The 26691-nt window shown below is 65.0% G+C and carries 28 protein-coding genes and 1 tRNA gene; 11 read left to right on the top strand and 18 right to left on the bottom strand.

The annotated features are described in order from the left end of the window. Positions 1-3: 3 nt before the first annotated feature. The gene (locus XH79_RS35730; RefSeq protein ID WP_271584711.1) at positions 4-378 is read right to left on the bottom strand and encodes a hypothetical protein; all 375 of its coding nucleotides are present in this window, start codon (positions 376-378) and stop codon (positions 4-6) included. A gap of 280 nt (positions 379-658) precedes the next feature. On the opposite strand from XH79_RS35730, the gene XH79_RS35725 reads away from it, so the two are divergent. Then, positions 659-916: a hypothetical protein gene (locus XH79_RS35725; protein ID WP_212335785.1), complete on the top strand. Its 258-nt coding sequence runs from the start codon at positions 659-661 to the stop codon at positions 914-916. A gap of 19 nt (positions 917-935) precedes the next feature. On the opposite strand, the gene XH79_RS35720 is transcribed toward XH79_RS35725, so the two are convergent. From XH79_RS35720 to XH79_RS35710, 3 genes are all read right to left on the bottom strand, one after another. After that, entirely contained in the window at positions 936-1124 is a 189-nt protein-coding gene (locus XH79_RS35720) for a hypothetical protein (protein WP_212335784.1), read from the bottom strand. A gap of 10 nt (positions 1125-1134) precedes the next feature. Continuing rightward, positions 1135-1464: a four-helix bundle copper-binding protein gene (locus tag XH79_RS35715; RefSeq protein ID WP_212335783.1), complete on the bottom strand. Its 330-nt coding sequence runs from the start codon at positions 1462-1464 to the stop codon at positions 1135-1137. Positions 1465-1570: 106 nt separating this feature from the next. After that, positions 1571-2473: an NAD(P)/FAD-dependent oxidoreductase gene (locus XH79_RS35710; protein WP_271584710.1), complete on the bottom strand. Its 903-nt coding sequence runs from the start codon at positions 2471-2473 to the stop codon at positions 1571-1573. Positions 2474-2868: 395 nt separating this feature from the next. Here XH79_RS35710 and XH79_RS35705 point away from each other — a divergent pair, with 395 nt between their 5' ends. After that, positions 2869-3162 (top strand): putative quinol monooxygenase, encoded by a 294-nt coding sequence (locus tag XH79_RS35705; protein WP_271584709.1) that lies wholly within the window; start codon positions 2869-2871, stop codon positions 3160-3162. Between the two features lie 147 nt (positions 3163-3309). On the opposite strand, the gene XH79_RS35700 is transcribed toward XH79_RS35705, so the two are convergent. The 4 genes from XH79_RS35700 to XH79_RS35685 all read right to left on the bottom strand — a co-directional run bounded on the left by XH79_RS35700 (position 3310) and on the right by XH79_RS35685 (position 6350). Next, positions 3310-4056 carry an outer membrane protein gene (locus XH79_RS35700; protein ID WP_271584708.1) on the bottom strand — a complete coding sequence of 249 codons (747 nt, stop codon included), beginning with the start codon at positions 4054-4056 and terminating at the stop codon, positions 3310-3312. A gap of 190 nt (positions 4057-4246) precedes the next feature. Next, positions 4247-5422 (bottom strand): lipase family protein, encoded by a 1176-nt coding sequence (locus XH79_RS35695; RefSeq protein ID WP_271584707.1) that lies wholly within the window; start codon positions 5420-5422, stop codon positions 4247-4249. A gap of 457 nt (positions 5423-5879) precedes the next feature. Continuing rightward, a tRNA-Leu gene (locus tag XH79_RS35690) sits at positions 5880-5964 on the bottom strand. 143 nt (positions 5965-6107) lie between these two features. Further along, positions 6108-6350, bottom strand: a complete 243-nt coding sequence (locus tag XH79_RS35685) for a FliM/FliN family flagellar motor switch protein (protein WP_018647371.1) — start codon at positions 6348-6350, stop codon at positions 6108-6110. Positions 6351-6432: 82 nt separating this feature from the next. On the opposite strand from XH79_RS35685, the gene lipB reads away from it, so the two are divergent. Continuing rightward, entirely contained in the window at positions 6433-7170 is a 738-nt protein-coding gene (gene lipB / locus XH79_RS35680; protein ID WP_271584706.1) for a lipoyl(octanoyl) transferase LipB, read from the top strand. A 199-nt stretch (positions 7171-7369) separates the two neighbouring features. Then, positions 7370-8083 carry a DNA helicase gene (locus tag XH79_RS35675; RefSeq protein WP_271584705.1) on the top strand — a complete coding sequence of 238 codons (714 nt, stop codon included), beginning with the start codon at positions 7370-7372 and terminating at the stop codon, positions 8081-8083. Between the two features lie 45 nt (positions 8084-8128). Here the strand turns inward: XH79_RS35675 and XH79_RS35670 are convergent, their stop codons facing one another. Beyond that, positions 8129-8551 carry a tautomerase family protein gene (locus XH79_RS35670; RefSeq protein WP_271584704.1) on the bottom strand — a complete coding sequence of 141 codons (423 nt, stop codon included), beginning with the start codon at positions 8549-8551 and terminating at the stop codon, positions 8129-8131. 111 nt (positions 8552-8662) lie between these two features. Here XH79_RS35670 and XH79_RS35665 point away from each other — a divergent pair, with 111 nt between their 5' ends. Beyond that, positions 8663-9514 (top strand): LysR family transcriptional regulator, encoded by an 852-nt coding sequence (locus XH79_RS35665; protein ID WP_271584703.1) that lies wholly within the window; start codon positions 8663-8665, stop codon positions 9512-9514. A 16-nt stretch (positions 9515-9530) separates the two neighbouring features. On the opposite strand, the gene XH79_RS35660 is transcribed toward XH79_RS35665, so the two are convergent. From XH79_RS35660 to XH79_RS35645, 4 genes are read right to left on the bottom strand one after another with little or no spacing between them, the layout of a single operon-like run. Continuing rightward, positions 9531-9944 (bottom strand): hypothetical protein, encoded by a 414-nt coding sequence (locus XH79_RS35660; RefSeq protein WP_271584702.1) that lies wholly within the window; start codon positions 9942-9944, stop codon positions 9531-9533. Positions 9945-9953: 9 nt separating this feature from the next. Continuing rightward, complete coding sequence (locus XH79_RS35655) at positions 9954-11390, bottom strand: TIGR01777 family oxidoreductase (RefSeq protein ID WP_271584701.1); 1437 nt, start codon at positions 11388-11390, stop codon at positions 9954-9956. Further along, the gene (locus tag XH79_RS35650; protein ID WP_271584700.1) at positions 11387-12052 is read right to left on the bottom strand and encodes a DUF4166 domain-containing protein; all 666 of its coding nucleotides are present in this window, start codon (positions 12050-12052) and stop codon (positions 11387-11389) included. Before XH79_RS35650 ends, XH79_RS35655 begins: the two co-directional genes overlap by 4 nt. 17 nt (positions 12053-12069) lie before the next feature. After that, positions 12070-12627 (bottom strand): GbsR/MarR family transcriptional regulator, encoded by a 558-nt coding sequence (locus XH79_RS35645; RefSeq protein ID WP_271584699.1) that lies wholly within the window; start codon positions 12625-12627, stop codon positions 12070-12072. Between the two features lie 151 nt (positions 12628-12778). On the opposite strand from XH79_RS35645, the gene XH79_RS35640 reads away from it, so the two are divergent. Beyond that, entirely contained in the window at positions 12779-14299 is a 1521-nt protein-coding gene (locus tag XH79_RS35640) for a PAS domain-containing sensor histidine kinase (RefSeq protein ID WP_271584698.1), read from the top strand. A gap of 50 nt (positions 14300-14349) precedes the next feature. On the opposite strand, the gene XH79_RS35635 is transcribed toward XH79_RS35640, so the two are convergent. The 4 genes from XH79_RS35635 to XH79_RS35620 all read right to left on the bottom strand — a co-directional run bounded on the left by XH79_RS35635 (position 14350) and on the right by XH79_RS35620 (position 18942). Continuing rightward, on the bottom strand, positions 14350-14649 hold the full coding sequence (locus XH79_RS35635) for an acylphosphatase (RefSeq protein ID WP_211402379.1): 300 nt from the start codon (positions 14647-14649) through the stop codon (positions 14350-14352). Beyond that, positions 14646-15512 carry an isocitrate lyase/PEP mutase family protein gene (locus XH79_RS35630; protein ID WP_271584697.1) on the bottom strand — a complete coding sequence of 289 codons (867 nt, stop codon included), beginning with the start codon at positions 15510-15512 and terminating at the stop codon, positions 14646-14648. The genes XH79_RS35635 and XH79_RS35630 overlap by 4 nt, the downstream gene beginning before the upstream one ends. 156 nt (positions 15513-15668) lie before the next feature. Then, entirely contained in the window at positions 15669-17684 is a 2016-nt protein-coding gene (locus XH79_RS35625; protein ID WP_271584696.1) for an acetyl-CoA carboxylase biotin carboxylase subunit, read from the bottom strand. Positions 17685-17859: 175 nt separating this feature from the next. Beyond that, positions 17860-18942, bottom strand: coding sequence for a zinc-binding metallopeptidase family protein (locus XH79_RS35620; RefSeq protein ID WP_212335767.1), 1083 nt, complete (start codon positions 18940-18942; stop codon positions 17860-17862). A gap of 222 nt (positions 18943-19164) precedes the next feature. On the opposite strand from XH79_RS35620, the gene XH79_RS35615 reads away from it, so the two are divergent. From XH79_RS35615 to XH79_RS35595, 5 genes are all read left to right on the top strand, one after another. Next, on the top strand, positions 19165-21642 hold the full coding sequence (locus tag XH79_RS35615; protein WP_271584695.1) for a PAS domain S-box protein: 2478 nt from the start codon (positions 19165-19167) through the stop codon (positions 21640-21642). Positions 21643-21834: 192 nt separating this feature from the next. Beyond that, positions 21835-22275: an EamA family transporter gene (locus XH79_RS35610; RefSeq protein ID WP_271584694.1), complete on the top strand. Its 441-nt coding sequence runs from the start codon at positions 21835-21837 to the stop codon at positions 22273-22275. A gap of 98 nt (positions 22276-22373) precedes the next feature. Further along, the gene (locus XH79_RS35605; RefSeq protein ID WP_271584693.1) at positions 22374-23648 is read left to right on the top strand and encodes an MFS transporter; all 1275 of its coding nucleotides are present in this window, start codon (positions 22374-22376) and stop codon (positions 23646-23648) included. 25 nt (positions 23649-23673) lie between these two features. Further along, a complete protein-coding gene (locus tag XH79_RS35600) occupies positions 23674-24924 on the top strand; it encodes an arsenic transporter (RefSeq protein ID WP_271584692.1) in 1251 nt (416 codons plus the stop codon). A 111-nt stretch (positions 24925-25035) separates the two neighbouring features. Further along, a complete protein-coding gene (locus XH79_RS35595; RefSeq protein WP_271584691.1) occupies positions 25036-25263 on the top strand; it encodes a hypothetical protein in 228 nt (75 codons plus the stop codon). A 46-nt stretch (positions 25264-25309) separates the two neighbouring features. Here XH79_RS35595 and XH79_RS35590 read toward each other — a convergent pair whose 3' ends face one another. Continuing rightward, on the bottom strand, positions 25310-26674 hold the full coding sequence (locus tag XH79_RS35590) for an MFS transporter (RefSeq protein ID WP_212345739.1): 1365 nt from the start codon (positions 26672-26674) through the stop codon (positions 25310-25312). Positions 26675-26691: the final 17 nt, after the last annotated feature.

The following is a 26691-nucleotide window of genomic DNA, read 5'->3' as shown; positions in this document are numbered from 1 at the left end:
CGGTTATTGCCGCATGATCGCGGCGACGCAGAGCAGCACGATCAACGCAAGGAAGAACAGGTCCATATAGGACTTGAGCTCGCCGTCGCGGCGCAGCCGCGCAACGTCGGTCACGATCTGCTTGCGCGCATTGGTTCCACCCGAGCCGTCATTGATCGGGGCCTGAAGACGCTTCGTCTCGGCCTCCAGCTTCTCGATCTTCTGGAAGAAGTAGAACGCACGCAGCGTCGAGGCGGCGCGCATGCCGGCATAGACCAGCACCAGGATCGCGAGGATCGCCCGGTTCGGATACTTCTCCATGAAGTTCAGACTGAAATAGACCACCGCCAGGAACGCGAAGTTGGTGACGAAGCGGTAGACGAAGCTGAGAAAGACCATGCTGGGCTTGAGCCTTGAGGGTGCGCAACCGGATCGTGCTGCGGAGACGGGATCAGCGGATCCGGACCGGAACTGCCGGGCAGGATCGCGTGCAGGCGCCCGTCTACGCCAATATTGTTTCAACAAAGATACCACGGCCCTGCAACTTGCCGCCTTTTAGCCACGCGCCGCCATCTAGCAAGGCCGCCCCTGCCGGGTGCGGGCCGTCCGCAACGGCTCAATGGCGATTTGGCGGAAGTCGCGATAGACTGTGCAGCGCCGCCATATGTGGGGTCTGCCGATGCCGAAGAAGGGAATCACGGGCCACGACGAATGGGTTCTGACCGAGGCCCTCGCGACCGCGCTGGTCGCGCTGGAGCAGCTCGCACCGAAGCACCAGCCGAGCGCGCATATGGACGACATCCGCAAGATGCTCGCGAACGGCAAGGAGCCGGCGGCGGTGAGCCTGCACCTCGCCCAGGCCAAATGCCGCCTGTTTCCGGAAGTCGATCCGCTCGAGATCTACAAGGAGTACGGAATCGGCGAGGAATACGGCTGAGGGCGGCCGAGCGCGCGAGCTAGGGCCCGCCCGCGACCGATCCCGCGATCACCATGACCAAAGCGGCAAGGTCGATCTTGCCGTTGACGATCAGCTCTTCCGAGCGGTTCGCCTCGCTTGCGCCCTGGAGCTTCAGCGCTTGCGGCCGGTCGGCCGCCTGCCGTTCCAGCTCGCCGATGATGGCTTCCTTGAGCTTCTCTTCCAGCATTGGCATCACCTCAGGCCGCCATTGCGCGGCAGGATTGGGCGCAGGAGCGGCACATCGCGACGCATTCGTCCATGCCTCCGATCCGTTCGCAATCTTCGGCGCATTCGCTGCAGATCTCGGCGCATTCGCCGCAAGTATGCCGGTGATGCGGCGTGTTGATCAGCATGAAATGCGCCGCCGTCCGGCACATTTCGGCGCAGGCCATCATCAGGCGGAAATGCTTGGGCTCGACGTGCCTGCCGCCGGTCTCGAGGCAATGGTTCATCGCCGTGCCGAGGCAGGTCTGGTAGCAACCCATGCACTGCGCGATGCAGCGGGTCATGTCTTCGGATTGAGTCATGCGGTTACTCCAGTTCGGCAGACGTCGCCCACGCCCGCTCAACCAAGGCCAGCCACCGCGCTTGGTTCCTGGTTCCCCACGATTGTGAGACTTGACCAGAGATCGGTCAGGCCAGGCGCCGCGGCAGACTGTGATGGATCGTGCAGGCGGCAACCGCCGCGTGGCCGAACGCGACCGAGATCTGGTGCAGGTCGGTGACGACGTCGCCGATGCCAAAGAGCCCATTGATCGAGGTGCGCTGTTGGTCGTCGACCTTGAGGTAGCCCTCCCCGGTATGCTCGGCGCCCAACGACATCGCGAGTTGCGAGCGCACCTCCGCTCCCATCGCGGGATAGACCACGTCGAAGCGCGCCGTCCGGCCACCGGCGAAGACCGCTTCAAGGCTGTCGTCGCTTCGTCGCAAACGCAGGTCGGGCGCAACCACGACCTGGACCCCCGCCTTGGCCAGTTCTGAACTTGCGGCCTCGTCGTCATCCCGCCGGGTTGCGAGCAGCGTCACATGACGCGAGTAGCCGCGCAGGAACAGCGCCTTGCCGGCGGCGCGGTGAAGCGGGCCGACGACGCCGATGCGGCGGCCGCGCGCCTCGAAGGCGTCGCAGACCGGACAATAGCGCAACAGCCCGTCGGTGACCGCGGCACGCCATTGCTCGAATGGCGGATGGGTATCGACGATCCCGCAGGCGAGAATGACGGTGGCGGCACCGTGCGCACCGCCGTTCCAACTCGCCTGAAAACCGCGGTCGTGACGTTGCAACGCCGTGATCTCGGCCTCCACGCGCATGACGGCGAGTTCGTCCAGTTGCGCCGACATGCGCGCGATCAGCTCGTCACCGGACAGGCCGTGGACGAAGCCGGGGATGTTGTGACTGCGCGGGATCAGCGCGGCGCGGCTCGCACCTGCGTCCACCACGCAGACGCGGCGACGGAAGCGCGCCAGGTAGATCGCGGCCATCAATCCGGCCGGGCCGCCCCCGATGACGATGCAGTCGAACGCCTGCGTGCCGCTCATGAGGGGGATGGATCCTGAAGTCTTGCGCCGGCCCTCTCGCGGCTCGTCCTCGCTACGCGCGTGGCGTTTTGCGCCAGCGGCAGGCTGACGGGCCGCATTCCATCGCGAAGGTCGATCACCATCATGCCGGCTCCTCGCCAGATCGATACCCGTGTGACCAACCTTGAGGTGCGGCTCGCGGTTCCAAGCGCGCGATGAACCGGGCTGCGGGCCGCGATTATCACCTGCTCCCGCCGTAACTCCGTCCGCGGTCAATTCTCGCCGCATGTCAGCGTGTTTTTGACCTGCGAGGTAATCGACCAAGCGCGGTCTCGTGAAGCACTCTTCCCGGGCAAGACCGACGCCCCGGGGACACCGGTGCGTCCGCCGCCGAACGCATGCCAAGGAGAAGCACGATGCCGGTCACCTACGTCATCAAGTTTGACGTCGTGCCCGAGCAGCGCACGAATTTTCTGCGACTGCTCGGGGCGGTGCTCGACGCGATGAGAAACGAGCCGACGTTTCATCAGGCGGTCCTGCATCGCGATCCCGTGTCCGAAAATCGCTTCATGCTCTACGAGACCTGGGAGAGCCATGAAGACGTCTTGAACGTCCAGCTGCAACGAAGTTACCGAGACGCCTGGCACCAAGCTCTTCCCGGATTGCTCGCACGCGATCGCGATATCGAGATGTGGGAGCCGCTCTGTTAGGGCCCCGCCGAACGAGCGGTCGCGCGGGATCTGGAGCCCTCATCAAAGATCAGACGGCAACGTCCGACCTCCCGGCGTTATCGCGCCATCATTTCTGCAACGCCTGAAACGCCGGGTACGAGGTCTGGTCCCGACGACCGGATTCGGTCAGGGCTGCCCGAACCGAAAGTTCACGCCAACCGTCGCCATATGAAGCTGACGTCGGGTATCGACGAAGAACGAGGCGCCGTCGGTGTTGCGCGTGTAGCTGAGGCGGTTGGTGCCGAGATCAACGTAATTGTACTCCGCAAACACAGACCAGTTGCGCGCGAGGAGATATTCGAAGCCGGCACCTACGGTCCAGCCGAAGTCGGTGTGATCGGGCGTGGTGTAGGACAGAATAATTCCCAACGCCGGTCCGGTGCGGTCGTCATGCGTCTTTGCCCAGGCGGCACCGCCCTTGAGATAAAGCAGGGCCTGCGGCGTGATGGTGTAGCCGACCCGACCGGTCGCCGTTGCGAGCCAGGAAATCTTGCTGGTCCAGATCAGCGGGAAAGCATTGATCGGATCAGGATGACTGCCCTTGATGTCCGTCCAGTCGAACATCCCCTGCGCACCGAAGACCCAGTTCCCGACTTGGTAATCGCAGCCGATCTGTCCGCCGCCGACAACGCCCGAACCGCTGTTCGACCCGAGGCTGGCACCGTTAACCACGCCTTGCGTGGGGTCGTTGATCCGATAGGACGTGTCCGCCCATCCACCACCGACGTTTCCGCCGACGTAGCAGCCAGTCCAGACATAGGGGACCGGCACCGGTGCCTTATAGACGGGTGCCTTGGCGGCCATATCCGCAGCTGAGGCGGGAGCGGCAGCGATCGACAGCGCGGCAGCAAGACCAAAGCAAAGCTTTTTCATATCAACCTCAGGAATAAATATGCGGCTGATTATACCTGCTTCGGGAGCTGACAGCTGTTACCGCGCAGACACGGTAGAGCGAATTGGCGCCTCAACCAGGCATAGAATTCGAGCTGGCAGGAGCGGCCGCGGCGCCGGCCTGGTCGAGTGGGCGTCCGACTTCCCTCTCGTCCCGGCTATCATTCCCAGCTCAGCCGCCATACTGCTGCTTCATGTATTTCAGGTAGTTGCCGAGGTGGTGCTGCCAGAAATAGTCCAGCTTCTGGCATCCCGGCGTCCCATCGGACGGGTTGCCGCCCGGGATGGCGAAGAGCGGCAGCAGCGCACCGGCATCAGCATAGTTCAGCGAGGCCTGAATCTGGTCGAGGATCTGCTGGATCACATCCGAGATCGTTGATCCCGTGATCGGTGCGGCGGTTGCCGCGCCGAGATCGGCGGCGTTCAAATGGATCGTCTCGGATGTCAGTCTCCGAGAGAGACTCTCGACCCGTTGCTTGAGCCGCCTCACCGCATCGTCGCGAACGCGATTGACCGCGCTCTCACCGTCAATGACCACGCTGCCGAGCGCGATCATTGCCTCAGGATTGGGACTGCCGTTGAACCCGCGCAACGGATTTGGCGTGTTGAGGTCCGATATCCACTCCAGGGCAAACGGCGCCTGCGGCACCCAGTCCTGCGTTGACGTCACCGCCCAAGCATATCCGTCGACCGCGGCAAGCTGCGCGTAATCGTATGCGTAATGATCGTTGCCGGCCTTGGCGGGCGCGAAGGTATAGGTCTTGTAGGACGGCCCCTTGAAAACATCCGTCGAGTGCCGGACCAGCGAGGTGAGCAGCGTCGCGATCGAGGCACCTTGGCTGTGCCCGGTGATGTAGACGTCGCTGCCCTGCTCCGCGAGCAGCCCCAACGTCACGAACAACGGGCTATCGGTGGTGAAGAGCATGAGCAGCAAACTCAGAGCGAAGCCCGAATGCACACCGGCCTTCACCGCACTGTCACCCTCATCGCGGGCGAGATAGAACGGCAGCGAGATCGAACCGAGCGTCACGTTAAAGCGCGCGTTGATCAGAGGGAACAGCAGGTCGGCCAGCACGCTGGACGCACTGGCGACCGTGCCGCGCACTGCGATCGCGTATTGGGTGGTGTCACTCTGGTTCTGCCAGACCTGCCAGTAGTTATCCAATAGCGTGGCACTCGTCGGGGTGAGGTCCTTGCGGATCGCCCAATTTGGGCTCGGATTGGGCACGGGGGGCACGCCGCAGGTTGCCACCGCTTCGGTCAGCGATGGCGTGCCGGCGTAGGCATGCTGCGCCATCTCGAGCAGAAGTTGCGCCTCCGCGAATTGGAATCCCGACTTGAGCGTCATGCTGCCCTCCTTGCAACGGTGCTCGACTCCAGCCGCCCGCGTTCGGACCCGGAAGCCACCGACCGATATTTCGCATCTCTCGGAGTTGATCAATTATAGGGTGTAATAGCAGATAAATGCAATATGAAGATGTCGATCGGCCAGCCTTCGCGATCAAATCTGGGCATCGGGTCGGAACCGCGGGCGCGTCCGTCATTCGAAATTCGGGCAGCACGTCGATCGTGGCGATCGACTATCTCAATCCCGATTGGGCGACTTCGACAAAATCGATTGGGGACCGCCGCCGCGCCAGGCTGCCGTGGCCAATCTCGGCAAATCAGATTGGTTGAGTCGCTTCGCCCAGAGGCATCTGTCGTCCGATGCCACCACTTGCGTGATCAGATCATTGATTTCATCTGCGAGAGTATTTCGGCGGAAACAGTCCGCTACCCCGGCCAAAGCGGCGCGATCCGCCGTATGGTGCGCTCGGAGGGACTCGAACCCCCACGGTGTTACCCACTGCCACCTCAAGGCAGCGCGTCTACCAGTTCCGCCACGAGCGCTAGGAGATGCCGGCCTGAGGTCGTTCGGGTGGCCGGATCAGCGGCCGCCGATCTAACAAATCCATCAGGGGGATACAAGCCTGCAAAGGCCCTGAATTCCACAAGCTTGGCAGGAAAAATCCCCATCCCTGCCCGGATCGGTCCTATCGGGTCCCCGGCGAGCGCGGCAGCATCTGCTTGACCTCGACCGCGATCCGGTTGCGATCGACCAGCACGACGCCGGAGGCTACGGGGAGATTATTGGCCAACACCTTGACCTCGTCGGCCTCGGTTGCGTCCAGCTCGATGATGGCGCCGCGGGAAAGACGTAATACTTGATGGATCGGCATCGTGGTGGTCCCGAGGACGACCATGAGATCCACGGTGACTTTATCGAGAGTGGGCACTGTCAGGACCGCCGCAACTTGGGACTTGCGCCAAAGGACTTGGCATTTGCTCCCGAGATCATCACCACGTTATGGTTAGCCAATGGTTAATTCGCCCCAAAACCCCCGCCAAGACCTCGATTTGACGTCGTTTTCCGCCTCAGACGGCGCGCCCGTCGAGTGGCGAATCTCGGACGCTCCGGTGCCCTATCCCGAGGCCGTGGCCGCCATGGAGGCGCGCGTTGCGGCGATTGCCACGGGCGAGGCGCCGGAGCTGGTCTGGCTGCTCGAACACCCCCCGCTCTACACCTCCGGCACCTCCGGCAAGGAATCAGACCTGCTCGATGCCCGATTCCCGACCTTTGCCACCGGGCGCGGCGGGCAGCTCACCTACCACGGGCCCGGCCAGCGGGTGGCCTACATCATGCTCGACCTCAAGCGCCGCCGGCCGGATGTCCGGGCCTATGTCGCGAGCCTGGAGGAATTGATCCTGCGCACGCTCGCTGCCTTCAATGTCCGCGGCGAGCGACGCGAGGACCGGGTCGGCGTCTGGGTGAAGCGGCCCGACAAGGGACCCGAGCACGAGGACAAGATCGCCGCGATCGGCGTGCGGCTGAAGCGCTGGGTGTCGTTCCACGGCATCGCCATCAATGTCGAGCCGGAGCTGTCGCATTTCGCCGGCATCGTGCCCTGCGGCGTCGCCGACCCGCGCTACGGCGTCACCTCGCTGGTCGATCTCGGCCAGCTCGTGACCATGGCCGATGTCGATGTCGCGCTGCGCCAGGCGTTCGAGCAGCTGTTCGGGCCGACCCGCGCGCTGCTGCCGGAGACGGCGGCCTAGTCGCTTTCCTGTTCGCCGTGCACGGCTCTCGTTCTCTGCAGCTGCGGAATCAGCTACGCTTTGTTTCGGTGCCGCCCACGCCTCCCCCCTCCGCCGGGAAAGCAGACCTCATGCCGGGCGAGTTGATCATCGGCCGACTGTTCGAGCGCCATGCATAAGGAGGGGTTGCGATCCATGCTCGCAATGGGAGGTTTTTACGATGAGACTGTCTGCGCCCATCTACCATCTGAAGCGCAAGGCGAAGCGCCTGTCCCGCGAAGCCAGCATTCCGCTCCACGACGCGCTTGACCGCGTCGCCGCGACGGAAGGCTTTTCCGCCTGGAGCATGCTCGCGGCCAAAGCAGCCGCACTGACGCCGGCGAGCAAACTGTTTCCGCAATTCCGGCCGGGCGATCTGGTGCTGGTCGGGGCGCGTCCCGGCCATGGCAAGACGCTGATCAGCCTCGAACTTGCCGTCGAAGCCATGAAGTCGGGCCATCGCGCCGCGTACTTCTCGCTCGAATATACCGAGCAAGACGTCCTGGATCGCCTTCGCGCGATCGACGTGGAGCCGGCGCAATTCGCCGACATGTTCGAGGTCGATTGCTCCGACGCCATCAGCGCCGACTACGTCGTGAAACAAATGGCTTCGGCGCCGCGCGGCACATTCGTCGTGATCGACTATCTGCAACTGCTCGACCAGAGGCGGGAAAACCCCGACCTCACCGTTCAGGTCCGCGCGCTGAAATCCTTCGCGCGCGACCGGGGGCTGATCGTCATCTTCATCTCCCAGATCGACCGATCCTACGATCCCGCAGTCAAGCCCTGCCCCGATCTTAGCGACGTCCGCTTGCCGAACCCGCTGGACCTGATGCTGTTCGACAAGACGTGCTTCATCAACAACGCCGAAGTGCAGTTCCGCGCGGCGAGCTGATGGTGTCAGGCCGTGGGTGAGATCGCTCGCCCGCGGCGTCCGGCATCACGCCGCCTTCGGCGCAACCTCGAGCTTGCCGGCGATGTAGCGCCGCTCCTGCGTGAGGCCGCCGAACCCGTAAGCGTCGCCCCTGACCTCGTCGACATGCAGATAGGTCTCGGGATGCAGCGGGCCCAGGATTTCGGCCATGCGCTTGAACATGGCGGCGAGATAGGCGGCCTTCTCGTCCTTGGTGTTGGTGCCCTCGGAGATGTGGATGTCGATCCAGTAGCTGGCGAGCTTCTGCTCGGCGAGCGACTTGCCGCCGGCGAACCAGTCGCTCGCCTCGACGGACTTCACGATGATGGCGGTGACCTTCGGGTCCTTGTGCAGAATCTCTGCGGTGAGCTCGGATACCGCGTTCGCGATGTCGGCCTTCAGCGAGGGCGACTGGCGGGAGGTGGTGTAGGACACGGTGATCAGGGGCATGGTGGTTCTCCTCGATATGCTGCGCGACTTGCGCGGCGTTGGTGAGAAACTAGACCTGCCGCTGTCATTTTGGTATATTATCTCTACTGATACCAGTGATAACCATATATAATGACAGCAACACTCGACATCGCCACCGTGCAGGCGTTCCTTCTGGTCGCCGACCTCCAAAGCTTTACCCGCGCCGCCGAAGCGCTCGGCACGACGCAGGCGGCGGTCAGCCTGAAGCTGCAGCGGCTGGAGACATTGCTGGGAAAGCGCCTCGTCGAACGCTCGCCGCGCGCGGTCCGGCTCACCGCCGACGGCGCGGCGTTCCTTGATCGCGCCCGTGCGCTGATCGCGGCGCATGACCGCGCGCTGTCGGGCGAGGCTCCCGTTGCGCAGTCGCTCTCGCTCGGCATCTCCGATCACGCGGCGGGGCCCGAACTGGTGCCGCTGCTCGAACGGCTGCACGCGATGTCATCAAACCTCACCCTCGCCGTCACCATCGGCTTCTCGCGCGAGATGCAGGACGCCTACGACGCGGGCGAGCTGGATGCGGTGATCGTCCGCCAGGAAGGCAGCCGCCGCGGCGGCGAGAAGCTGGCCGAGGACGAGTTCGGCTGGTTCGCATCGCGACGCTTTACCCTGCCGAAGGGCGAGCCGCTGCCGCTCGCAACGCTCGCCCCGCCCTGCGGCGTCCGCGCCGTCGCCATACGCGCGCTCGACAAGGCCGGCCTCGCCTGGCGCGAGCGCTTCGTCGGCGGCGGCGTCACGGCGGTGGTCGCCGCTGCGCTTGCTGGGCTTGCGATCGCGCCGCTGGCACGGCGGATCGCGCCGCCCGGGCTGATCGACATCGGGCCCGCGCTCAAGCTGCCGAAGCTCGGCAGCTCCAAGGTAATGCTGCATTCGAAGGTCAGCGATCCCGCCAAGCTGGCAGCGCTACGCGCGGTGGCGGCGACGTTCCGGAGCGTGGCGGCCTAGCGCTCCGATCGATGTCCTAGTCCTCGCCGACGTACCTGCCCGCCAAGCGCCAGTAAACGAGCCCAGCCGGACCGCCGGCGAGAACAAATGCCGCGCCGAGCCAACCGATGTCCTTGAAGAGCAACGCGCAGAACAACGCGCCGACCACGACGCCGGAGCCTACGTAGAACGCCATGGCGCGGGTGCGCAGACGTTCGCCAAACCAGATCAAAATGGCCGCCGGAACGGCCGTGAGGATACAAGTCGCGAAGAACGTCAGCGGCAGGACGAAAGTTGCCGTTACGAACGTAGCATCGACGATCTTCTTCGGGCTACCCTCAGGCGCGAGCAGGGCCAAGACGACAAAGATCATCGCGTCCAGCACGGCGGTCGCAGTCAAGCATCCGTAAAACCAGCCGTCGAACGCGCGAAGACGCGCAGCGCGAGACATGACATCACCTCACAAGATCGCTTCGAACGCGCTGCGCAGCGTCTCGTGCCGAAAGACAAAACCACGGCTCAGCGCCTTGTTCGGCAACACGCGCTGACCACCGAGCAGAAGCTCGTCGGCGAAGCCGCCGCCGATCCGGCGCAACAGGCCGCCGGGAATGCGGAATACAGCGGGCCGGTGCAGGCGCCGGCCGAGCTCTTCGGTGAACTTTGCGTTAGTGACGGGGATTGGCGCCGTGGCGTTGACGGGCCCCGAAAGATCCGGCGTCGCGATCACATAGGCGATCAGCCGGATCAGATCGTCGCGCTCGATCCAGGACATCCACTGCCTACCTGTTCCGAGAGGACCGCCGAGGCCAAACTCGAACGGCGTCAGCATCCGCGTGATGAAGCCGCCTTCGGTGCCGAGCACGAGCCCGATGCGCAGATAGACCACGCGCACGCCAAGCTCCTCCGCCGGGCGGGCCGCCTTCTCCCAGGCCGCACACAGCTCGTGGCTGAAGCAGGCGTGCGATTTCGCCGACTCCGTCAGCACCTGGTCGGCCCACAGGCCGTACCAGCCGATCGCGGAGCCGCTGACGAGCACCTCGGGCTTGCGGTCGAGCCGCGCAATCAGCTTGACGACCTCGCCGGTCATGTCGATGCGCGAGCTGATGATCCTCGCGCGCTTTGCCTCGGTCCAAAGACCATTGCCGATCGGCTCGCCGGCGAGATTGACGATGGCATCAATTGGCGTGTCCGTGGCGAGCTGATCGAGGCTGGTGACCAGCGTCACCGGGGGCGGCAGCATCTCGGCCTTCGCCGGATTGCGGATCAGCGCGATGACGTGATGCCCGGCACCGCTGAGGCTTGCCGCAAGGCGGCTGCCGATAAAGCCGGTGGCGCCCGTGATCAGCACGGTCTTGCGGCCGGGCAGCTTGTCGACAAGTCCGGCCGACGGCACGCTTCGCATGCGGCCGAGCCGGCGCATCGCCGCAAAATCCCTGACGCCGCACAGCGCCGCGCCGACCGCACAGGCGGTTGCGGCGATGCTGAGCAGGCCCTGATTGACGACGGTCACGCCGACGGGCTGCATCGCCCAGGCGATCAGCACAGGCACCAGCAGCACAAGAATGGCACCGTAATTGATCGCAAGCAGCGTATGATTGATGCGCTCGCTCGGCGGCAGCTTTCGGCTCAGATCCTCCTCGACGAAATCCATCAGCGTGATGACGATCTCGGCGACCAGGACAACAACGATCAGCAGCGCCAGCACGCCATGGACCTCGAGCCAGCCGAGCAGCAGGAACAGCAGCGCATAAAGCATGTTGCGGATGCCATGCAGCTTCAGCTCGAAACGCTGAGACGGACGCCAGGCCAGGCGCTCGGTGAATTCATGGTGATAGAAGGTGTCGAACACGCCCATCACGATCTGGATGGCGATGAGGGTCCACAACAGCGGCGTCATGATACGGCCTCCCTGAAGACGGCGGACTGGTGGATCAGCGCGCCATAACGCGGGTGAGTGACATCGAGGGTGAAACGGAAGGCGCCCTCGCCGAGATCGCTGTGCGTCACCGTGAGGTCGCCGGGCGTGAGCCATTGCGGCAGCGGGATCCACAGACGTCCGAGCTGCAGGCCGTAACCGGCGCTACGGAAGGTCAGCGCCTGGCCTTCGACCGCGATGCGCAGCGCCATCGAGACGCCGAAGCCGACATATTCCTCGAGCCCGGTCGGACCGGCGAAGCGTTTGGCGGAATGGATCATCTGCGGAAAGCCGCGCTTGCGCGCACAGATGCGCGTCCAGGTCTGGCCGCCGGTGGCGCCGTCCTCGGTGACCGTCACGATCATGGGCACGCCGATGTCGCGGCCGGTCGGCAACGGCCCGCCGATCAGCCGTGCGGCCTGCGCGAACCACCAGCCGATGTCGCTGAAGGCGACCTCGTCGACTACGCCGACATAGACCACGCTATCGCCATCGGCGACGCGTTTGGAAAAGCGCCGCCAGGTCGCGAGCGGCAGGCGGCCCCAATCCTCATCCGGCAACAGCGCACGGAAGCGGCGATCGTCGAGCAGTTTGGTGTGTGCGGAGGGAGATGCGCTGGAGCCTGGTAATCGAGCCGACGTCATCGCACCCTCCTTACGAACTATTTGGCCTTACCCAGCGGCAGCAGGTTGGCGATCTTCTCGCCAAGCCGCATCAAGGCGACCAGCCGCGGCCGCGGCACCTTCAGCATCTGCATGAACCAGTGATCGGCGAGCTCGGTGAAGGCGAGCATCTCCTTCAGCCGCTTGCTCGCGACCGGATTGATGGTGGAATCCTCGGCGGCATCGGACACGCAGGCCCTCAGCGCCGCGATGGCCGGATCGAGCTCCCGCTCCTTGCGCCGTGCCGCGATCCGGGCCGCGACCTCCCAAATGTCGGTCTCGGCCTCGAAATGATCGCGACGATCGCCGAGGATCGGCACCCGCCGGATCAGGTTCCAGGCGAGCAGCTCCTTGAGCGAATTGGAGACGTTGGAGCGCGCCATGCCGAGTGTGTCGGCGATGTCCTCGGCCGTCATCGGCGCCTCGGACAAATAGAGCAGCCCGTGGATCTGGCTGACCGAGCGATTGACGCCCCACCCGTCCCCCATGTCGCCCCAGTGCAGGATGAAGCGCTCGACCGCGGCGGGGAGTTTCTTCTTTCCGGTTATTTCTGTCATGACAGAAATATCTGACAGATAGGATTGCGTGTCAAGGGCGTTTGCCCGGCGGCTTCTTGCATACCGTCTGCGGCATTTGCCTAAAAAGTTCCCAGAAATCCGGAACCAAACGCCCACCCGAGCGTTTGCCCCCGTCGAGGCGGGGTTCGGAATGGTGAAAAAGTTCAGTCAGCAGAGAGACTTGTTCGAAAGCGAGCGCAGTTTCCGGCTGCTGGTTGAAGGAGTTGCTGACTACGCCCTCTATATGCTCGATCCCAGCGGCACCATCACCAGCTGGAACATCGGCGGCGAACGCATCAAGGGCTACGCGCCCGAGGAAATCCTCGGCCAGCATTTCTCCCGCTTCTACACCGAGACCGACCGAGCCAACGGCAAACCCGCGCGAGCGCTCGGCATCGCGCGCGAAAAGGGCCGCTACGAAGAGGAAGGCTGGCGCGTTCGCAAGGACGGGACATTCTTCTGGGCGAGCGTGGTGATCGATCCGATCTACGAGGATGGCACGCTGGTCGGCTTCGCCAAGATCACGCGCGACATCACCGAACGCCGCAATGCCCAGCTCAAGCTCGAGGCGATGCAGAAGCAGCTCGCCGAATCCCAGAAGTTCGATGCGCTCGGCCAGCTCACCGGCGGCGTCGCCCATGACTTCAACAACCTCCTGATGATCATCAGCGGCAGCCTCCATGTCCTGAAGAAGGGGGACATCGATGACGCACGGCTTCAGCGCGCGATCTCCGCAATCGAGACTGCGACGAGGCGCGGCGCCGCGCTGACCAACCAGCTCCTCACCTTCGCGCGGCGACAGAGCGTCAACCCGCAGGCGATCGATCTCGCCGAACGCATCGCGGCGATTCGCGCGGTGCTCGACGCCGGCGTCGGCAGCTCCGTGCGCCTCACCTTCGACATCGATGCCAAGGTCTGGCCGGTCAGGGCCGACGTCTCGGAGCTCGAGACCGCGTTGCTCAATCTCGTCATCAATGCCCGTGATGCGATGCCCGACGGCGGCACGGTGACGATCAGCGCCCGCAACGTGGTGCTGGACGAGGTGACGCTCGCCGGCGAGTTCGTGGCGATCGACATCATCGACACCGGGCTCGGCATTCCCGCCGACGTGGTCGACAAGATCTTCGAACCGTTCTTCACCACCAAGCCGATCGGCAAGGGCACCGGCCTCGGGCTCTCCCAGGTGCACGGCTTCGCCCATCAGGCCGGCGGCACGGTGAAGGTCGCAAGCGAGCTCGGCAAGGGCACGACTTTCACCATCCTGCTGCCGCGCGGCACGGATGCGCCGGCACGGGACACCGCGGAGGCGATGCCGTTCCGCGGCAGCGGAACGGTGCTGCTGGTCGAGGACAATCCCGAGGTCGCGCTCGTCAGCATCGGCCTCCTGGAGCAGCTCGGCTACCAGGTGCGCCGGGTCGCCGACGCCGAAGCGGCATTGCGCGAGATCGAGACCAACGGCGTCGACTTCGTGTTCTCGGACATCGTGATGCCCGGCAAGATGGACGGTATCACCCTCGCCCATCGCCTGCGTCAGCTCCACCCCGGTCTGCCGGTCCTGCTCGCCACCGGCTACAGCGAGGTCGCCGCCGACGTGCGTGGCGACTTCCCGATCCTGCGCAAGCCGTATGAGATCCACGAGCTCAGCGAAGCCATCGCCAAGCTGCCGAGGTGAGAACTTTCTCTTCGCCTCTCCCCGCAAGCGGGACGAGGGAACAGACCGACCTACACCGTAGGCAACACCGAGAATGCTTCCCCTGCCCTGCGCAGATTCAGCTCATCCACGCTTGCGGTCTCGCTGGTGACGCTGTCGACGCGCGAGGATGGCGGACCGTGGCGGCACAACGCGACCATGTCGGCGACGTGGTTCGGCGCGCCCGCGAACAGCGCCTCGACGCTGCCGTCGCGGCGATTGCGGACCCAGCCTTCGAGCCCGCTCGTAGTGGCCTGGTATTCGACCCAGGCGCGATAGCCGACGCCCTGGACGCGGCCGCGGATCATGACCTGGAGGATCGCCCGGCTCATGTCTTCAGCCCGAGAACATCGGCGCTGCGCGCCTTCGTCTCGGCCTCCCGCATGACCCGGCCTGTCAGCTCGGCGGAAGCCAGGCCCTTGAGTGCCTTCGGCAACGTGCCTTCGCGGAGCGCCTTCAGCGTGTCGTGGACGGCCTGCGTCGCCGCGCCGATCGGCGCATGACCCTGGAGCGCGATGCGCACGCGCTGGGAGGCAAGATAGTCGAGCGCGCTCAGCTCCTCCGGCGCGCCGCCGAGCACGATCGGCAGGCGCGTCGCCGATACGACCGCTTCCAGCTCGGCACGCGACTTGATGCCGGTGAAGAACAGCGCATCGACACCGGTGGCCTCATAGGCCTTGGCACGGCGGACCGCATCCTCGATCGAGGTGATCGAGGCAGCACCGGTGCGGCCCATGATGACCAGCGACGGATCGCTGCGGCCGCTGAGCGCGGCCTTCATCTTGCCGACGCCCTCCTCCAGCGAGATCAACTGAGTCTTCGCTTCACCGAAGGCGGCCGGCAGCAATGTGTCCTCGATGGTGAGGCCGGCAGCACCGGCGGTCTCCAGCTCCTGCACCGTGCGGCGCACGTTGAGCGCATTGCCGTAGCCGTGATCGGCATCGACCAGCACGGGCAGCGTGGAGGCCCGCGACATCCGCCGCATCTGCTCGCAAAGCTCGGTGAGCGTGATCAGGGTGATATCGGGGTCGCCGAGCACGGCGAGCGACGCCACCGAGCCGCCGAACATGCCGAGGGGAAAGCCGAGATCCTCGGCGATCCGGATCGAGATCGCGTCATAGACCGAGCCGGGATGGACACAAGTTGCGCCCGACAGGATGGAGCGCAGTTTCTCGCGGCGGGAACGAAAGGCCATGGTGCTGTCTCGGTTAAGTCACGGAGGCCGCAGCATACTCCGTCATTGCGAGCGAAGCGAAGCAATCCAGAGTGTTTCCGCAGAGGCAGTCTGGATTGCTTCGCTGCGCTCGCAATGACGGTGTTCGTGGGGCCCGGCGAGAGCCCCACTCACACCTTACGCAAACTCCAAAATCAGCGCGTCCACCGCGAGCGTCGCGCCGGCGTTGGCGTGGATCTTCTTCACGGTGCCGTCCTGCTCGGCGCGCAGCACGTTCTGCATCTTCATGGCCTCGACCACGGCGAGCGTCTCGCCGGCCTTGACCTCCTGCCCCTCGCTCACCGCGATCGAGACGACGAGGCCCGGCATCGGACAGAGCAGCTTCTTGCCGGTGTCGGAAGCCGCCGTCACCGGCATCAGCCGGGCAGACGTCGCTTCCGTCTCGGTCCAGACATAGACCGGCACCTCGACGCCCTGATGCGCGAGGCGAATGCCGTTGGCGATCGGGCGCGCCTGCACCGCGACGAAGTGGCCGTCGATCGTGCCCTGCCAGACCGGATCGCCCGGCTTCCACGGCGACTGCAGCAGATGCGGATTGCCGGCCTTGCCCTCGGCATCGACGAAGCGGATCGCGATCGCATCACCCTCACGTCCGACCTCGAGCTGGATTTCCTGGCGGTCGAGCCACACCGCGCGGCGGCGTTCGCGCTGCACGACGCGCCCGCCCATCTGGCCCGAGATCTGCCGCTTGCGCTCGCCGAGCACGTGATCGATGGCGGCGCCGACGGCGGCGATCCGCCGCGCGACCTCGCCTTCGGGCACGCGCACCGCAAAGCCCTTGGGGAATTCCTCGGCGATGAAGCCAGTCGACAGCCTTCCCTCGCGCCAGCGCGGATGATGCATCAAGGCCGACAGGAACGGGATGTTGTGCCTGATGCCGTCGACATAGAACGAGTCCAGAGCGGTGGCCTGGGCCTCGATCGCGGCCGCACGCGACGGCGCGTGGGTGACGAGCTTGGCGATCATCGGATCGTAATGGATCGAGATCTCGCCGCCTTCCTGCACGCCGGTGTCGTTGCGGATGGTGATGCCGTCCTGGCTGGCTTCCGCCGGCGGGCGATACTTCACGAGACGCCCGATCGAGGGCAGGAAGTTGCGGAACGGATCTTCGGCGTAGAGGCGCGATTCCACGGCCCAGCCGGTGAGCGTGACGTCCTTCTGCGCGATGGCGAGCTTCTCACCGGCCGCGACGCGGATCATCTGCTCGACGAGGTCGATGCCGGTGACGAGCTCGGTGACGGGATGCTCGACCTGGAGACGCGTGTTCATCTCCAGAAAGTAGAAGCTCTTGTCCTGGCCGGCGACGAATTCGACGGTGCCGGCGGAATCGTAGTTCACGGCCTTGGCCAGCGCGACCGCCTGCTCGCCCATCTTGCGGCGGGTGGCTTCGTCGAGCAGCGGCGACGGCGCCTCCTCGATGACCTTCTGGTTGCGGCGCTGGATCGAGCATTCGCGCTCGCCGAGATAGATCACGTTGCCGTGCTTGTCGCCCAGCACCTGGATCTCGATGTGGCGGGGATCGACGATGAACTTCTCGACGAAGACGCGGTCGTCGCCGAACGAGGCCTTGGCCTCGGCCTTGGCGAGGTTGAAGCCTTCCGCGACCTCGGCCTTCGAGTGCGCGATGCGCATGCCCTTGCCGCCGCCGCCGGCGGAGGCCTTGATCATGACGGGGTAGCCGATCTCGTCGGCGATGCGGACCGCGTGCTTGTCGTCCTCGATGACGCCGAGATAGCCCGGCACGGTCGAGACTTTTGCTTTTGCGGCGGCCTTCTTGGACTCGATCTTGTCACCCATTGCGGCGATCGCGCCGGGGTTCGGGCCGATGAAGACGATGCCGGCGGCTTCCAGCGCGCGCGGAAACGCCTCGCGCTCGGACAGGAAGCCGTAGCCGGGATGCACGGCCTCGGCGCCCGTCTTGCGGCAGGCCTCCACGATCTTCTCGATCACCAGATAGCTCTCGGCCGCGGCCGGCGGGCCGATCAGCACCGCCTCATCGGCCATCTCGACATGGAGGGCATCGCGGTCGGCCTCGGAATAGACCGCAACCGTTTGAATTCCCATCTTGCGGGCAGTCTTGATGACCCGGCAGGCGATTTCGCCGCGATTGGCGATCAGAATGCGTTTGAACATGCTTTTCTTGAGTCTCGACCTTGGGCGGGACCCTTCCCCGGCCGTTGGGGCCTATGGGACGGGCCGTGTGGCTCCCGTGGTACAGCAAAATGGGCCGGAGGCAACGGTCTAAATCCAGGCCCTTCTGGCGTACCAGCGCAAGACCGAAACAGGCGTGAGGAGCCCTTGGGAGGGCCTAGGCCTTCCCCGCCTTGGCCGCGTCCCGGACCAGGCCGTGAATGAAGCCCAGTTTGCCGACCACCGCCGGCGACAGGATGAAGGGATAGAGGTCGCGCAGGCCCATGGCCCGGTTGACGCTGTTCATGGCGAAGGTGAAGGGCAGCCATGCGTCGATGAGCGCCTGGACGTCCCTTGCCTCGTACGGGTTGAAGCGGATGCGCGCCGTCAACTCCCCGTCGCGATCCACCTTCGGGCGCACCTCCATGCCGAACTCGGAGGCCATCTCCAGGGTGTCGACGATGTGGAGGTAGTGCGCCCAGGTCTCGGCGAAGTCTTCCCAAGGATGTGTCGTGGCATAGGCCGAGACGTAGTTCTGCTGCCAGTCGGCCGGGGCGCCTTCGGCGTAGTGGCGCTGCAGGGCCTGGCCGTAATCGGCCGTATCGTCGCCGAAGACCGCGCGGCATTCGTCGAGCTTGCCGCCGCCCTGAACCAGTACGTCCCAGAAGTAATGTCCGACCTCGTGGCGGAAATGCCCGAGCAGGGTCCGGTAAGGCTCGCCCATCTCCAACCGGCGTCGCTCGCGCTCGATGTCGTCGGCCTCGGTCAGCGCGATCGTGATCAGGCCGTTGTCATGGCCGGTCATGATCCTCGTGCCGCTGTTCGGATCGTCGGCGAGGAAGTTGAAGATCAGGCCGTGCTCGGGATTGTCCTGACGGTTCTGGAGCGGCAGCTTCCAGCGGATCAAGGAGTAGAACAGCCGGTGTTTTGCCACCTCCAGCTCGCGCCAGCCGCCGAGCTGCGCGGGGTCCGACAGGTCCGGCACCATGCCGTTGTGGCGACAGGCGCGGCAATAGCCGTTTCCGTCGCCGGTGTCGGTCAGCCAGTTGCAGGCGTCGTACTCGGAATTGCGGCACAGCATGCGTCCCCTGCCCTTGTCGGCCAGGGTCGTCCAAGTCCCGCTTTGAGCCTCTCCGTCGGGCTCGAGCGCCGACATCGTCTCCTTCTCCGGGAGGAAGGCGACGCGGTGACCGCAACGTCCGCAGGCGCGGTTCTCGAAATAGAGGACATTGCCACAGGACTGACAGACAAAGAGCTTCAAGGTTTAGCCTCTTCGAAAAGGGAGTCTTATGAATGGAGGTTGTGGCGCCTCGCGAAGACGCGTCCGCAGCCGCATCGTTCCAATATCAGGAACAAATTGCCAGAGCGGGCGTTGGTTGACCGCATTTTCCCGCCTTCTGGCTGGCCGCGGGTCCTTCCAGACAGTCAATTTCCTCTAAGCAATGGCCATCGCGCTCCGTCTGTGTGAATATCAGTCCGGCACGTGCGCACCCGCATGACAACGGCCGACGCCTTGAACGATCCTTTGCCCGAGACCATCGCCGCCGAAAGGCTGCGCCAGCACCTCGAAGACGTCGCGCGCGAGCGCGACAACGCCTATCGCGTGCTCCAGGAGCGCGAGGCCGAGCTCGCGCGCATCCAACGCATCGGCAAGGTCGGCGGCCTCGAGGTCGACTTCCGCGACGGCTTCAAGAACCGCCGCTCGCCGGAATATCTGATGATCCACGGCCTGCCGCCGGAGGCTGCCGACGAGACGCACGAGGACTGGGTCAACCGTATCCATCCTGATGACCGCGACGCGGCGGTGAAACACTTCTTCGAAGCGCTTTCCGGGACCAGCGAGGATTACACCGCCGAATACCGCATCATCCGTCCGAGCGACGGCGAGACCCGCTGGATCCGGGTCGTCGCCAAGTTCGAGCGCGACAAGGACGGCCGTGCCATCCGCCTCGGCGGCGCCCACATCGACATCACCGACCAGATGCTGGCGCGCGAGACGCTGCGGGAGAGCGAGGAGCGCTTCCGGCTGATCGCCGACAGCGCGCCGGTGCCGATCTGGGTCACGAAGCTCGACCGCAAGCGCTCCTTCGCCAACCAGGCCTATGTCGACTTCGTCGGCCTGCCCTATGACCAGGCCATCGATTTCGACTGGCGCAAGGTGCTGCATCCGGACGACCTGCCGCATGTGCTGCAGCAATCGGTGCAAGGCGAAGCCTCGCTGAAACCCTTCGTGCTGGAAGCGCGCTACCGGAACGCCAGCGGCGAATGGCGCTGGCTGCGCTCGGAATCGCAGCCGCGCTGGGATCCGACCGGCAAGCATATCGGCTTCATCGGCGTCGCCCACGACATCACCGTCGCCAAGCAGGCCGAGATCGAGCTCCGGCGGCTCAACGAGACGCTGGAGGAACGCATCGCCGAGCGCACCGCAGAGCTCGAATCCAACGAGGCCCGGTTGCGCGCGATCCTGGAGACCAGCAACCAGTATCAGGGCCTGGTCGATCTCAAGGGCGAGCTGCTCTACGCCAACAAGACCGCACTCGACGGCATCAACGCCGAAGCGCGGGATGTCATCGGCAAGCCGTTCTGGGACACGCCTTGGTTCACGGCAACGCCTGGCATGAGCGATGTCGCGCGCGAGGCCTTCAGGACCGTCCTCAATGGCGAAGCGGTGCGGCTGGAGATGCGACTGCGCCTGCCGATCGGCGAACGCGATTTCGACTTCGGCATGCGCCCCGTGCTCGACCGCCACGGCAACATCACCGGCGCGGTGCCCGAGGCCGTCGACATCACCGAGCGCCGCCTCGGCGAGGAGGCGCTGCGGCAGTCGCAGAAGATGGAGGCGATCGGCCAGCTTACCGGCGGCGTCGCGCACGACTTCAACAACCTCCTGACCATCATCCGTTCGGCGACCGACTTCCTGCGCCGGCGCGAGCTGCCGGAAGAGCGCCGCCGCCGCTATGTCGACGCGATCTCCGACACTGTCGAGCGCGCCTCGAAGCTGACCGCCCAGCTCCTGGCCTTCGCCCGCCGGCAGCCGCTGAAGCCGCAGATCTTCAATGTCGGCAGCCAGGTCGAGGGTGTTGCGCAACTGGTCCGGCCTCTGGTCGGCGGCCGCATCGAGATCAGCGTCGAGATCCAGGACACGGATTGCTTCACGGTCGCCGACGTCGCACAGTTCGAGACCGCGTTGATCAACCTCGCCATCAACGCCCGCGACGCCATGGAGAGCGAAGGCCGCCTCACCATCGCGGTCCGCAAGGTCCAGGGGATTCCGAGCCTGCGCGCGCAGTCGGCACGTGGCGGCGACTATGTCGCGATCTCGGTCGCTGATACCGGCAGCGGCATCCCGCCGGAACATCTCCACTCCATCTTCGAACCGTTCTTCACCACCAAGGAGGTCGGCAAGGGCACCGGCCTCGGGCTCAGCCAGGCGTTCGGCTTCGCCAAGCAGTCCGAGGGCGACATTGCGGTGACGAGCACGCAGGGCGAAGGCGCGACCTTCACCATCTACCTGCCGCAGGCTCAAAGCCCCACCGCCGAGAAGGAGGCCGCGGCGCTAACCGGCGAGGCCGCGACTACCGGGCGCGGCTACCGCGTGCTCGTGGTCGAGGACAATGACGATGTCGGCCAGTTCTCGACCGAGCTTCTGGAAGACCTCGGCTATGTCGTCCGCCGCGTCGCCAACGCCAACGCGGCTCTCGCGATCCTCGGCGAGAACGAATTCGCCGTCGACCTCGTCTTCTCCGACGTCATCATGCCCGGCATGAACGGGGTCGAGCTCGCCGGAATCATCCGCGAGCGCTATCCGGGCCTGCCCGTCGTGCTCACCTCCGGCTACAGCAACGTCCTCGCCGAAAACGCCCATCGCGGCTTCGAGCTGATCCAGAAGCCGTATTCGGTGGAATCGCTCTCGCGCATCCTGCGTAAGGCGATCACGGAGAAGCTGTCGGTGGCAAGGTGACGTCTCTCCACGGTCGTCCCGGCGAAGGCCGGGACCCATACCGCGTGATCTCTCTTGTGGCACAGACAACGTCGTTCTTCGCCAAACACCTTTTCCTGGTTATGGGTCCCGCCCCCCCCGCGCGCCCTTGCGCGCTAGGCCGGGACGACGATTGAGTGTTAGGCTACAGTTGCCGGTACAACAGAGTCTCCCATGAAACCCGCCCTCCTCTCCGCCTGGCAGACCTGGGCGCTTCTTTCCGCCTGCTTTGCGGCGCTGACCGCGATCTTCGCCAAGGTCGGCGTCGAGAACATCAATCCTGATCTCGCCACCTTCATCCGCACCATCGTGGTGCTGCTCGCCTTCTCGGTGCTGCTGTTCTTCACCGGACAATTCGTCGTGCCCTCGGCGGTCTCCTCGAAGACCTGGCTGTTCCTGGTGTTGTCGGGACTTGCAACCGGCGCCTCATGGCTCTGCTATTTCCGCGCGCTGAAGCTTGGCCCCGCAACGCTGGTCGCGCCGATCGACAAGCTCAGCGTCGTCCTGGTCGCATTGTTCGCCTTCGCCTTTCTCGGCGAACGTCCAACGGCCCAGGGCTGGCTCGGCATCGCCATGATCGGCGCTGGCGCGGTGCTTTTGGCGATCAAGTTTTGAGGAGCGCGCCACCGCTGCGCGGAACCAGGCAAAGGCCGCGAAGGTTGCCGCGCGAAGGTTGCAGCCAGTTGCGAATTTGAGCCTCGATCGAGACCCCGATGTCGAGCCAGGACCCCGATCAGACAAGGCGCGCCGGCCGAGCGCTGGATGCGGCCAATTTCTTTCTTGCAGACGTTCGCGACGGGCTCGGTCCTTATCTCGCCGTCTATCTCCTCACCGAGCAGCGCTGGGACGAGGCCCGCATCGGCCTCGTGATGTCGATCGCGACCATTGCCGGCATCGTAGCGCAGACGCCGGCCGGCGCGCTGGTCGACGTGACGCACGCGAAGCGAGCCGTGATGGTTGTCGCCGCCATCATGGTGACAGCAGCCTCGCTGTCACTGCCTTTGCTTCCCGGCTTTCTGTCGGTCGCGATCTCGCAAGGAATAGCACAGGCCGCCGCCGTGATCTTTCCGCCGGCGATTGCAGCCGTCTCGCTCGGCATCTTCGGCCACGCCGCCTTTACCCGGCGGATTGGCCGTAACGAGACATTCAATCACGCCGGCAACGCGGTCGCGGCGGGGCTTGCCGGGCCCTCCGCCTATTGGTTCGGACCGACCGTCGTGTTCTACCTGCTCGGCGCCATGGCGATCGCAAGCCTCGTCAGCATTGTCGCCATCCCCGAGCAGGCCATCGACCACGACCTCGCCCGCGGACTGCACGATGCCGATGGCGACAGCCAGCAGGAGCAACCCTCGGGCCTCGCCGTTCTGCTGACCTGCCGCCCCCTGCTCGTGTTCGCGATCTGCGTCCTGCTCTTCCATCTCTCCAACGCAGCCATGCTGCCACTGGTCGGACAGAAGCTCGCACTCCAGGACAAGAACATGGGCACCAGCCTGATGTCGGCCTGCATCGTCGCGGCGCAACTGGTGATGGTGCCGTTCGCGATGCTGGTCGGCGCAAGGGCCGACCGGTGGGGACACAAGCGCTTCTTCCTCGCGGCACTCCTGATCCTGCCTGTTCGCGGCGCGCTCTACACACTCTCCGACAATCCGTTCTGGCTGGTCGGCGTGCAGCTTCTCGACGGCGTCGGCGCCGGCATCTTCGGCGCCATCTTCCCCGTCATCGTCGCCGACCTCATGCGCAACACCGGGCGCTTCAACATCGCGCAGGGCGCAGTCATCACCGCTCAGGGCATCGGAGCTGCGCTGTCGACAGCGCTCGCCGGCTTCGTCGTGGTCGGCGCGGGCTACAGTGCGGCCTTCATCACGCTCGGTCTGATCGCGGCGATCGGCGCCGTCATCTGCCTCCTCGCCCTGCCCGAGACGCGGCATGGCGCCTTGCGGCCGCAGGGGAAGACAGCGCCGCCGACATCGGATATCGCTGCCGAATGAACCCGTTCCACATTGAGGACTAAACGTGCCGTCTGACGCCATCTGGGCCTGGAGCATCATTGTGCTTGCGACCGCAGGCGTCATCATCCGCCCCTTCCGCCTGCCCGAGGCGATCTGGGCGGTCATCGGCGCCGGCGCTCTCGTCCTGCTCGGTTTGCTTCCGTGGCAGGATGCGCTTGCCGGCATCGAGAAGGGCCTCGACGTTTATCTCTTCCTGATCGGCATGATGCTGATCGCCGAACTCGCCCGGCTCGAGGGCCTGTTCGACTATCTCGCCGCACTCGCGGTGGAATATGCAGATGGGTCGCCGCAGCGGCTGTTCCTGCTGATCTATATCGTCGGCACGGTCGTGACCGTTCTGCTGTCCAACGATGCCACCGCGATCGTGCTGACGCCGGCCGTCTATGCGGCGACGCGCGCGGCCGGCGCGAAACCGCTGCCTTATCTCTTCGTCTGCGCCTTCATTGCCAATGCCGCAAGCTTCGTCTTGCCGATCTCCAATCCCGCCAATCTCGTCGTGTTCGGCGCGCGCATGCCGCATTTGACCGAATGGCTGCGCCTGTTCGCCCTGCCCTCGGCGGCCTCGATCCTGCTCACCTATGTCGTGCTGCGCCTGACCCAGCACCGCGCGCTCAAGGAAGAGACCATCGCCCGCAGCGTGCCGCATCCAAAGCTCGGCCGCGGCGGCAAGCTCACCGCAATAGGCATCGTCGCGATCGGCGTCGTGCTGGTCACGGCCTCAGCGCTGGACAAGCAACTGGGCCTGCCGACCTTCATCTGCGGCGTGGTGACGGCCGCGCTCGTGCTGCTGCTCAGCAATCAGTCCCCGCTGCCGGTGCTGCGGGGCGTGTCGTGGAGCGTGCTGCCGCTGGTCGGCGGACTCTTCGTCATGGTGGAAGCGCTGATCAAGACCGGCGTGATCGGGCAGCTCACCGCGCTGCTGCATCAGGCCGTCGCACAATCGGTGTCCCACGCCGCGTGGAGCGTCGGCATCGCTACCGCCATCGCCGACAATATCGCCAACAATCTTCCAGTCGGCCTGATCGCCGGCTCGGTTGCCGCCAGCGATCATCTGCCGGCCCCGGTCATCAGCGCGATCCTGATCGGCGTCGATCTCGGACCGAACATGTCGGTGACAGGATCGCTCGCCACCATCCTCTGGCTGGTTGCGCTCCGGCGGGAGAAGATCGAGCTCAGCGCCTGGCCGTTCCTCAAGCTCGGGATCTTGGTGACGCCGCCCGCTCTGATCGCGGCGCTGGCGGCGGCAATCAGGTAGCAGCCGCGAATTAACCGCGGTTATTTGCGGTGCATCAATGCCGGCGGCGCGACCGCGGCTAGAGTTCACTTGCCGCGTGCTTCAGATAGGCCGCGGCAAGGAAGGTTCATCATGCAGATTCAATCAAAGGCGCTGCCGCGGGGCTTCTCCCTGCGCCGCGAAATTCTGAGCTTCATCGCGCCCGCCGAAGAGAGGTCGCATCACCTGCTCGTCTTCTCCGTCGTGGTGCTGCTGACCCTGTTCGCCATCGTACAGATCGACCTGCACAGCGCCCAGCTTCAGGCGATCGGCCTGCTCGGCCATGGCGCCGGGATCGATCCCGTCTTCCTCAGCCCGTAGCGGACGAAGCCCGGTCGCGGCCACAAGGCCGCGACCGGGCAAAGCGTCAGTCGTTCTCGTAGCCGTAGACTTCCGGCAGGATGAAGATTGCGGCGAGCAATCCGATCAGCGGGAAGATCGCGACCATCAGCGTGGCGTTCGCCTGCCCGATCGCGGCGAACACCGTCGGAAACAGGAAGATCGCCAGGAACGACGGCAGCTTCACGAACATGTAGGCGAAGCCGCTGGCGGTGCCGCGATATTTCGGCTTGGCGACCATGGTCGGGATCGTCATGCAGTTCGACGCGTCCCAATAATGGCCCCACAGCATGGCGGCCGCCGCGAACGGCAACAGGATCTTGTTGTCGGTGTAGAGCGCGAAGGCGGCGACCAGCAACGCGGCCAGCACGATCGCGAAGCCCGCGATCGAGATGCCGCGGTGGCCGATCTTCGGCGTCAGCAGCGGACCAACCCAGCCCGACAATGCGGCGAAGGAGAACAGTGCCATCGTCACCAGATTGATGCCGAGCACGCTCGATACGCCGACCATGACGAAGAGCACCGGCAGGTAGAACGCGAAGGTCGAGAATTCGCTGGCCTGCACGAAACAGGCAATCCAGCCATACAGCGTGGCGCGCCAGCGGATCGGGTCCTTCTTGAGGTCGGCGAGGAAGGCACGGGTCGAGACCTTCGGCACCTCGACGTCCTGGTCGGGCAGCATGTCGAGATTGTCGTTGAACATCTCGCGCGCGACCTGCTTGGCCTCGCGGTAGCGCCCCTTCTGCACCAGCCACACCGCCGTCTCCGGCACGTCGTGGCGCATGATCAGGATGATCAGCGCCGGCACCGCGCCGAGGCCGAGCGTCACGCGCCACAGCATCTCGTGCTGCATGTCGATCAGGAGGAAGATGACGATGACGCCGATGGTGAGGACCTCGCCGACGGCGAACATGAACTGCCAGCGGTTGCCCATCACCTCGCGTTCACCCTTGGCCATGGATTCCATGATGTAGGTGTAGCCGGTCGAGATATCAGAGCCGAGCGGAATGCCGAGCAGGAAGCGGATCACGATCAGCCAGGTGATATCGGGTACAAAGGCCTGCGCCAGCGCCAGCACGATGAACAGCACCATCGTCGCCAGGAACATGACGCGACGGCCGATCTTGTCCGAGAGCCAGCCGCCGAGCAGCGCGCCGATCAGGGCGCCGCCCTGCGTGCCCGCGGCAGCAAGGCCCAGCATCAGTGCAGTGGGATTGTACTGCTCCTTGATGAAGATCAGCACGAAGGCGATCGAGTAGAGATCCCAGGCCTCCACCAGGATCGAGGCCATCATCAGCCAGCCGACCTTGTTGCCCTTGGGGCTGTAGTTCGTAATGAGGTAGCGGACCGCGGCCTCGCTCGCGGTCGGTTGTGGCATGGCCATTGTCTGCATGTCTGGTCCTCTCTTCA

The sequence above is a fragment of the Bradyrhizobium sp. CCBAU 45389 genome (genome assembly GCF_028128625.1).
In the GTDB taxonomy this organism is placed as follows: Bacteria; Pseudomonadota; Alphaproteobacteria; order Rhizobiales; family Xanthobacteraceae; genus Bradyrhizobium; species Bradyrhizobium liaoningense_B.
The sequence above is the reverse complement of the archived record's forward strand: the minus strand, read 5'-3'. Positions and strand labels throughout refer to the sequence as shown.

Bases quoted from the DNA above. Each gene is read 5' to 3' on its own strand.
- XH79_RS35730 (WP_271584711.1), bottom strand. From the start codon at position 378: ATGGTCTTTCTCAGCTTCGTCTACCGCTTCGTCACCAACTTCGCGTTC.
- XH79_RS35725 (WP_212335785.1), top strand. From the start codon at position 659: ATGCCGAAGAAGGGAATCACGGGCCACGACGAATGGGTTCTGACCGAG.
- XH79_RS35720 (WP_212335784.1), bottom strand. From the start codon at position 1,124: ATGCTGGAAGAGAAGCTCAAGGAAGCCATCATCGGCGAGCTGGAACGG.
- XH79_RS35715 (WP_212335783.1), bottom strand. From the start codon at position 1,464: ATGACTCAATCCGAAGACATGACCCGCTGCATCGCGCAGTGCATGGGT.
- XH79_RS35710 (WP_271584710.1), bottom strand. From the start codon at position 2,473: ATGAGCGGCACGCAGGCGTTCGACTGCATCGTCATCGGGGGCGGCCCG.
- XH79_RS35705 (WP_271584709.1), top strand. From the start codon at position 2,869: ATGCCGGTCACCTACGTCATCAAGTTTGACGTCGTGCCCGAGCAGCGC.
- XH79_RS35700 (WP_271584708.1), bottom strand. From the start codon at position 4,056: ATGAAAAAGCTTTGCTTTGGTCTTGCTGCCGCGCTGTCGATCGCTGCC.
- XH79_RS35695 (WP_271584707.1), bottom strand. From the start codon at position 5,422: ATGACGCTCAAGTCGGGATTCCAATTCGCGGAGGCGCAACTTCTGCTC.
- lipB (WP_271584706.1), top strand. From the start codon at position 6,433: ATGGTTAATTCGCCCCAAAACCCCCGCCAAGACCTCGATTTGACGTCG.
- XH79_RS35675 (WP_271584705.1), top strand. From the start codon at position 7,370: ATGAGACTGTCTGCGCCCATCTACCATCTGAAGCGCAAGGCGAAGCGC.
- XH79_RS35670 (WP_271584704.1), bottom strand. From the start codon at position 8,551: ATGCCCCTGATCACCGTGTCCTACACCACCTCCCGCCAGTCGCCCTCG.
- XH79_RS35665 (WP_271584703.1), top strand. From the start codon at position 8,663: ATGACAGCAACACTCGACATCGCCACCGTGCAGGCGTTCCTTCTGGTC.
- XH79_RS35660 (WP_271584702.1), bottom strand. From the start codon at position 9,944: ATGTCTCGCGCTGCGCGTCTTCGCGCGTTCGACGGCTGGTTTTACGGA.
- XH79_RS35655 (WP_271584701.1), bottom strand. From the start codon at position 11,390: ATGACGCCGCTGTTGTGGACCCTCATCGCCATCCAGATCGTGATGGGC.
- XH79_RS35650 (WP_271584700.1), bottom strand. From the start codon at position 12,052: ATGACGTCGGCTCGATTACCAGGCTCCAGCGCATCTCCCTCCGCACAC.
- XH79_RS35645 (WP_271584699.1), bottom strand. From the start codon at position 12,627: ATGACAGAAATAACCGGAAAGAAGAAACTCCCCGCCGCGGTCGAGCGC.
- XH79_RS35640 (WP_271584698.1), top strand. From the start codon at position 12,779: ATGGTGAAAAAGTTCAGTCAGCAGAGAGACTTGTTCGAAAGCGAGCGC.
- XH79_RS35635 (WP_211402379.1), bottom strand. From the start codon at position 14,649: ATGAGCCGGGCGATCCTCCAGGTCATGATCCGCGGCCGCGTCCAGGGC.
- XH79_RS35630 (WP_271584697.1), bottom strand. From the start codon at position 15,512: ATGGCCTTTCGTTCCCGCCGCGAGAAACTGCGCTCCATCCTGTCGGGC.
- XH79_RS35625 (WP_271584696.1), bottom strand. From the start codon at position 17,684: ATGTTCAAACGCATTCTGATCGCCAATCGCGGCGAAATCGCCTGCCGG.
- XH79_RS35610 (WP_271584694.1), top strand. From the start codon at position 21,835: ATGAAACCCGCCCTCCTCTCCGCCTGGCAGACCTGGGCGCTTCTTTCC.
- XH79_RS35605 (WP_271584693.1), top strand. From the start codon at position 22,374: ATGTCGAGCCAGGACCCCGATCAGACAAGGCGCGCCGGCCGAGCGCTG.
- XH79_RS35595 (WP_271584691.1), top strand. From the start codon at position 25,036: ATGCAGATTCAATCAAAGGCGCTGCCGCGGGGCTTCTCCCTGCGCCGC.
- XH79_RS35590 (WP_212345739.1), bottom strand. From the start codon at position 26,674: ATGCAGACAATGGCCATGCCACAACCGACCGCGAGCGAGGCCGCGGTC.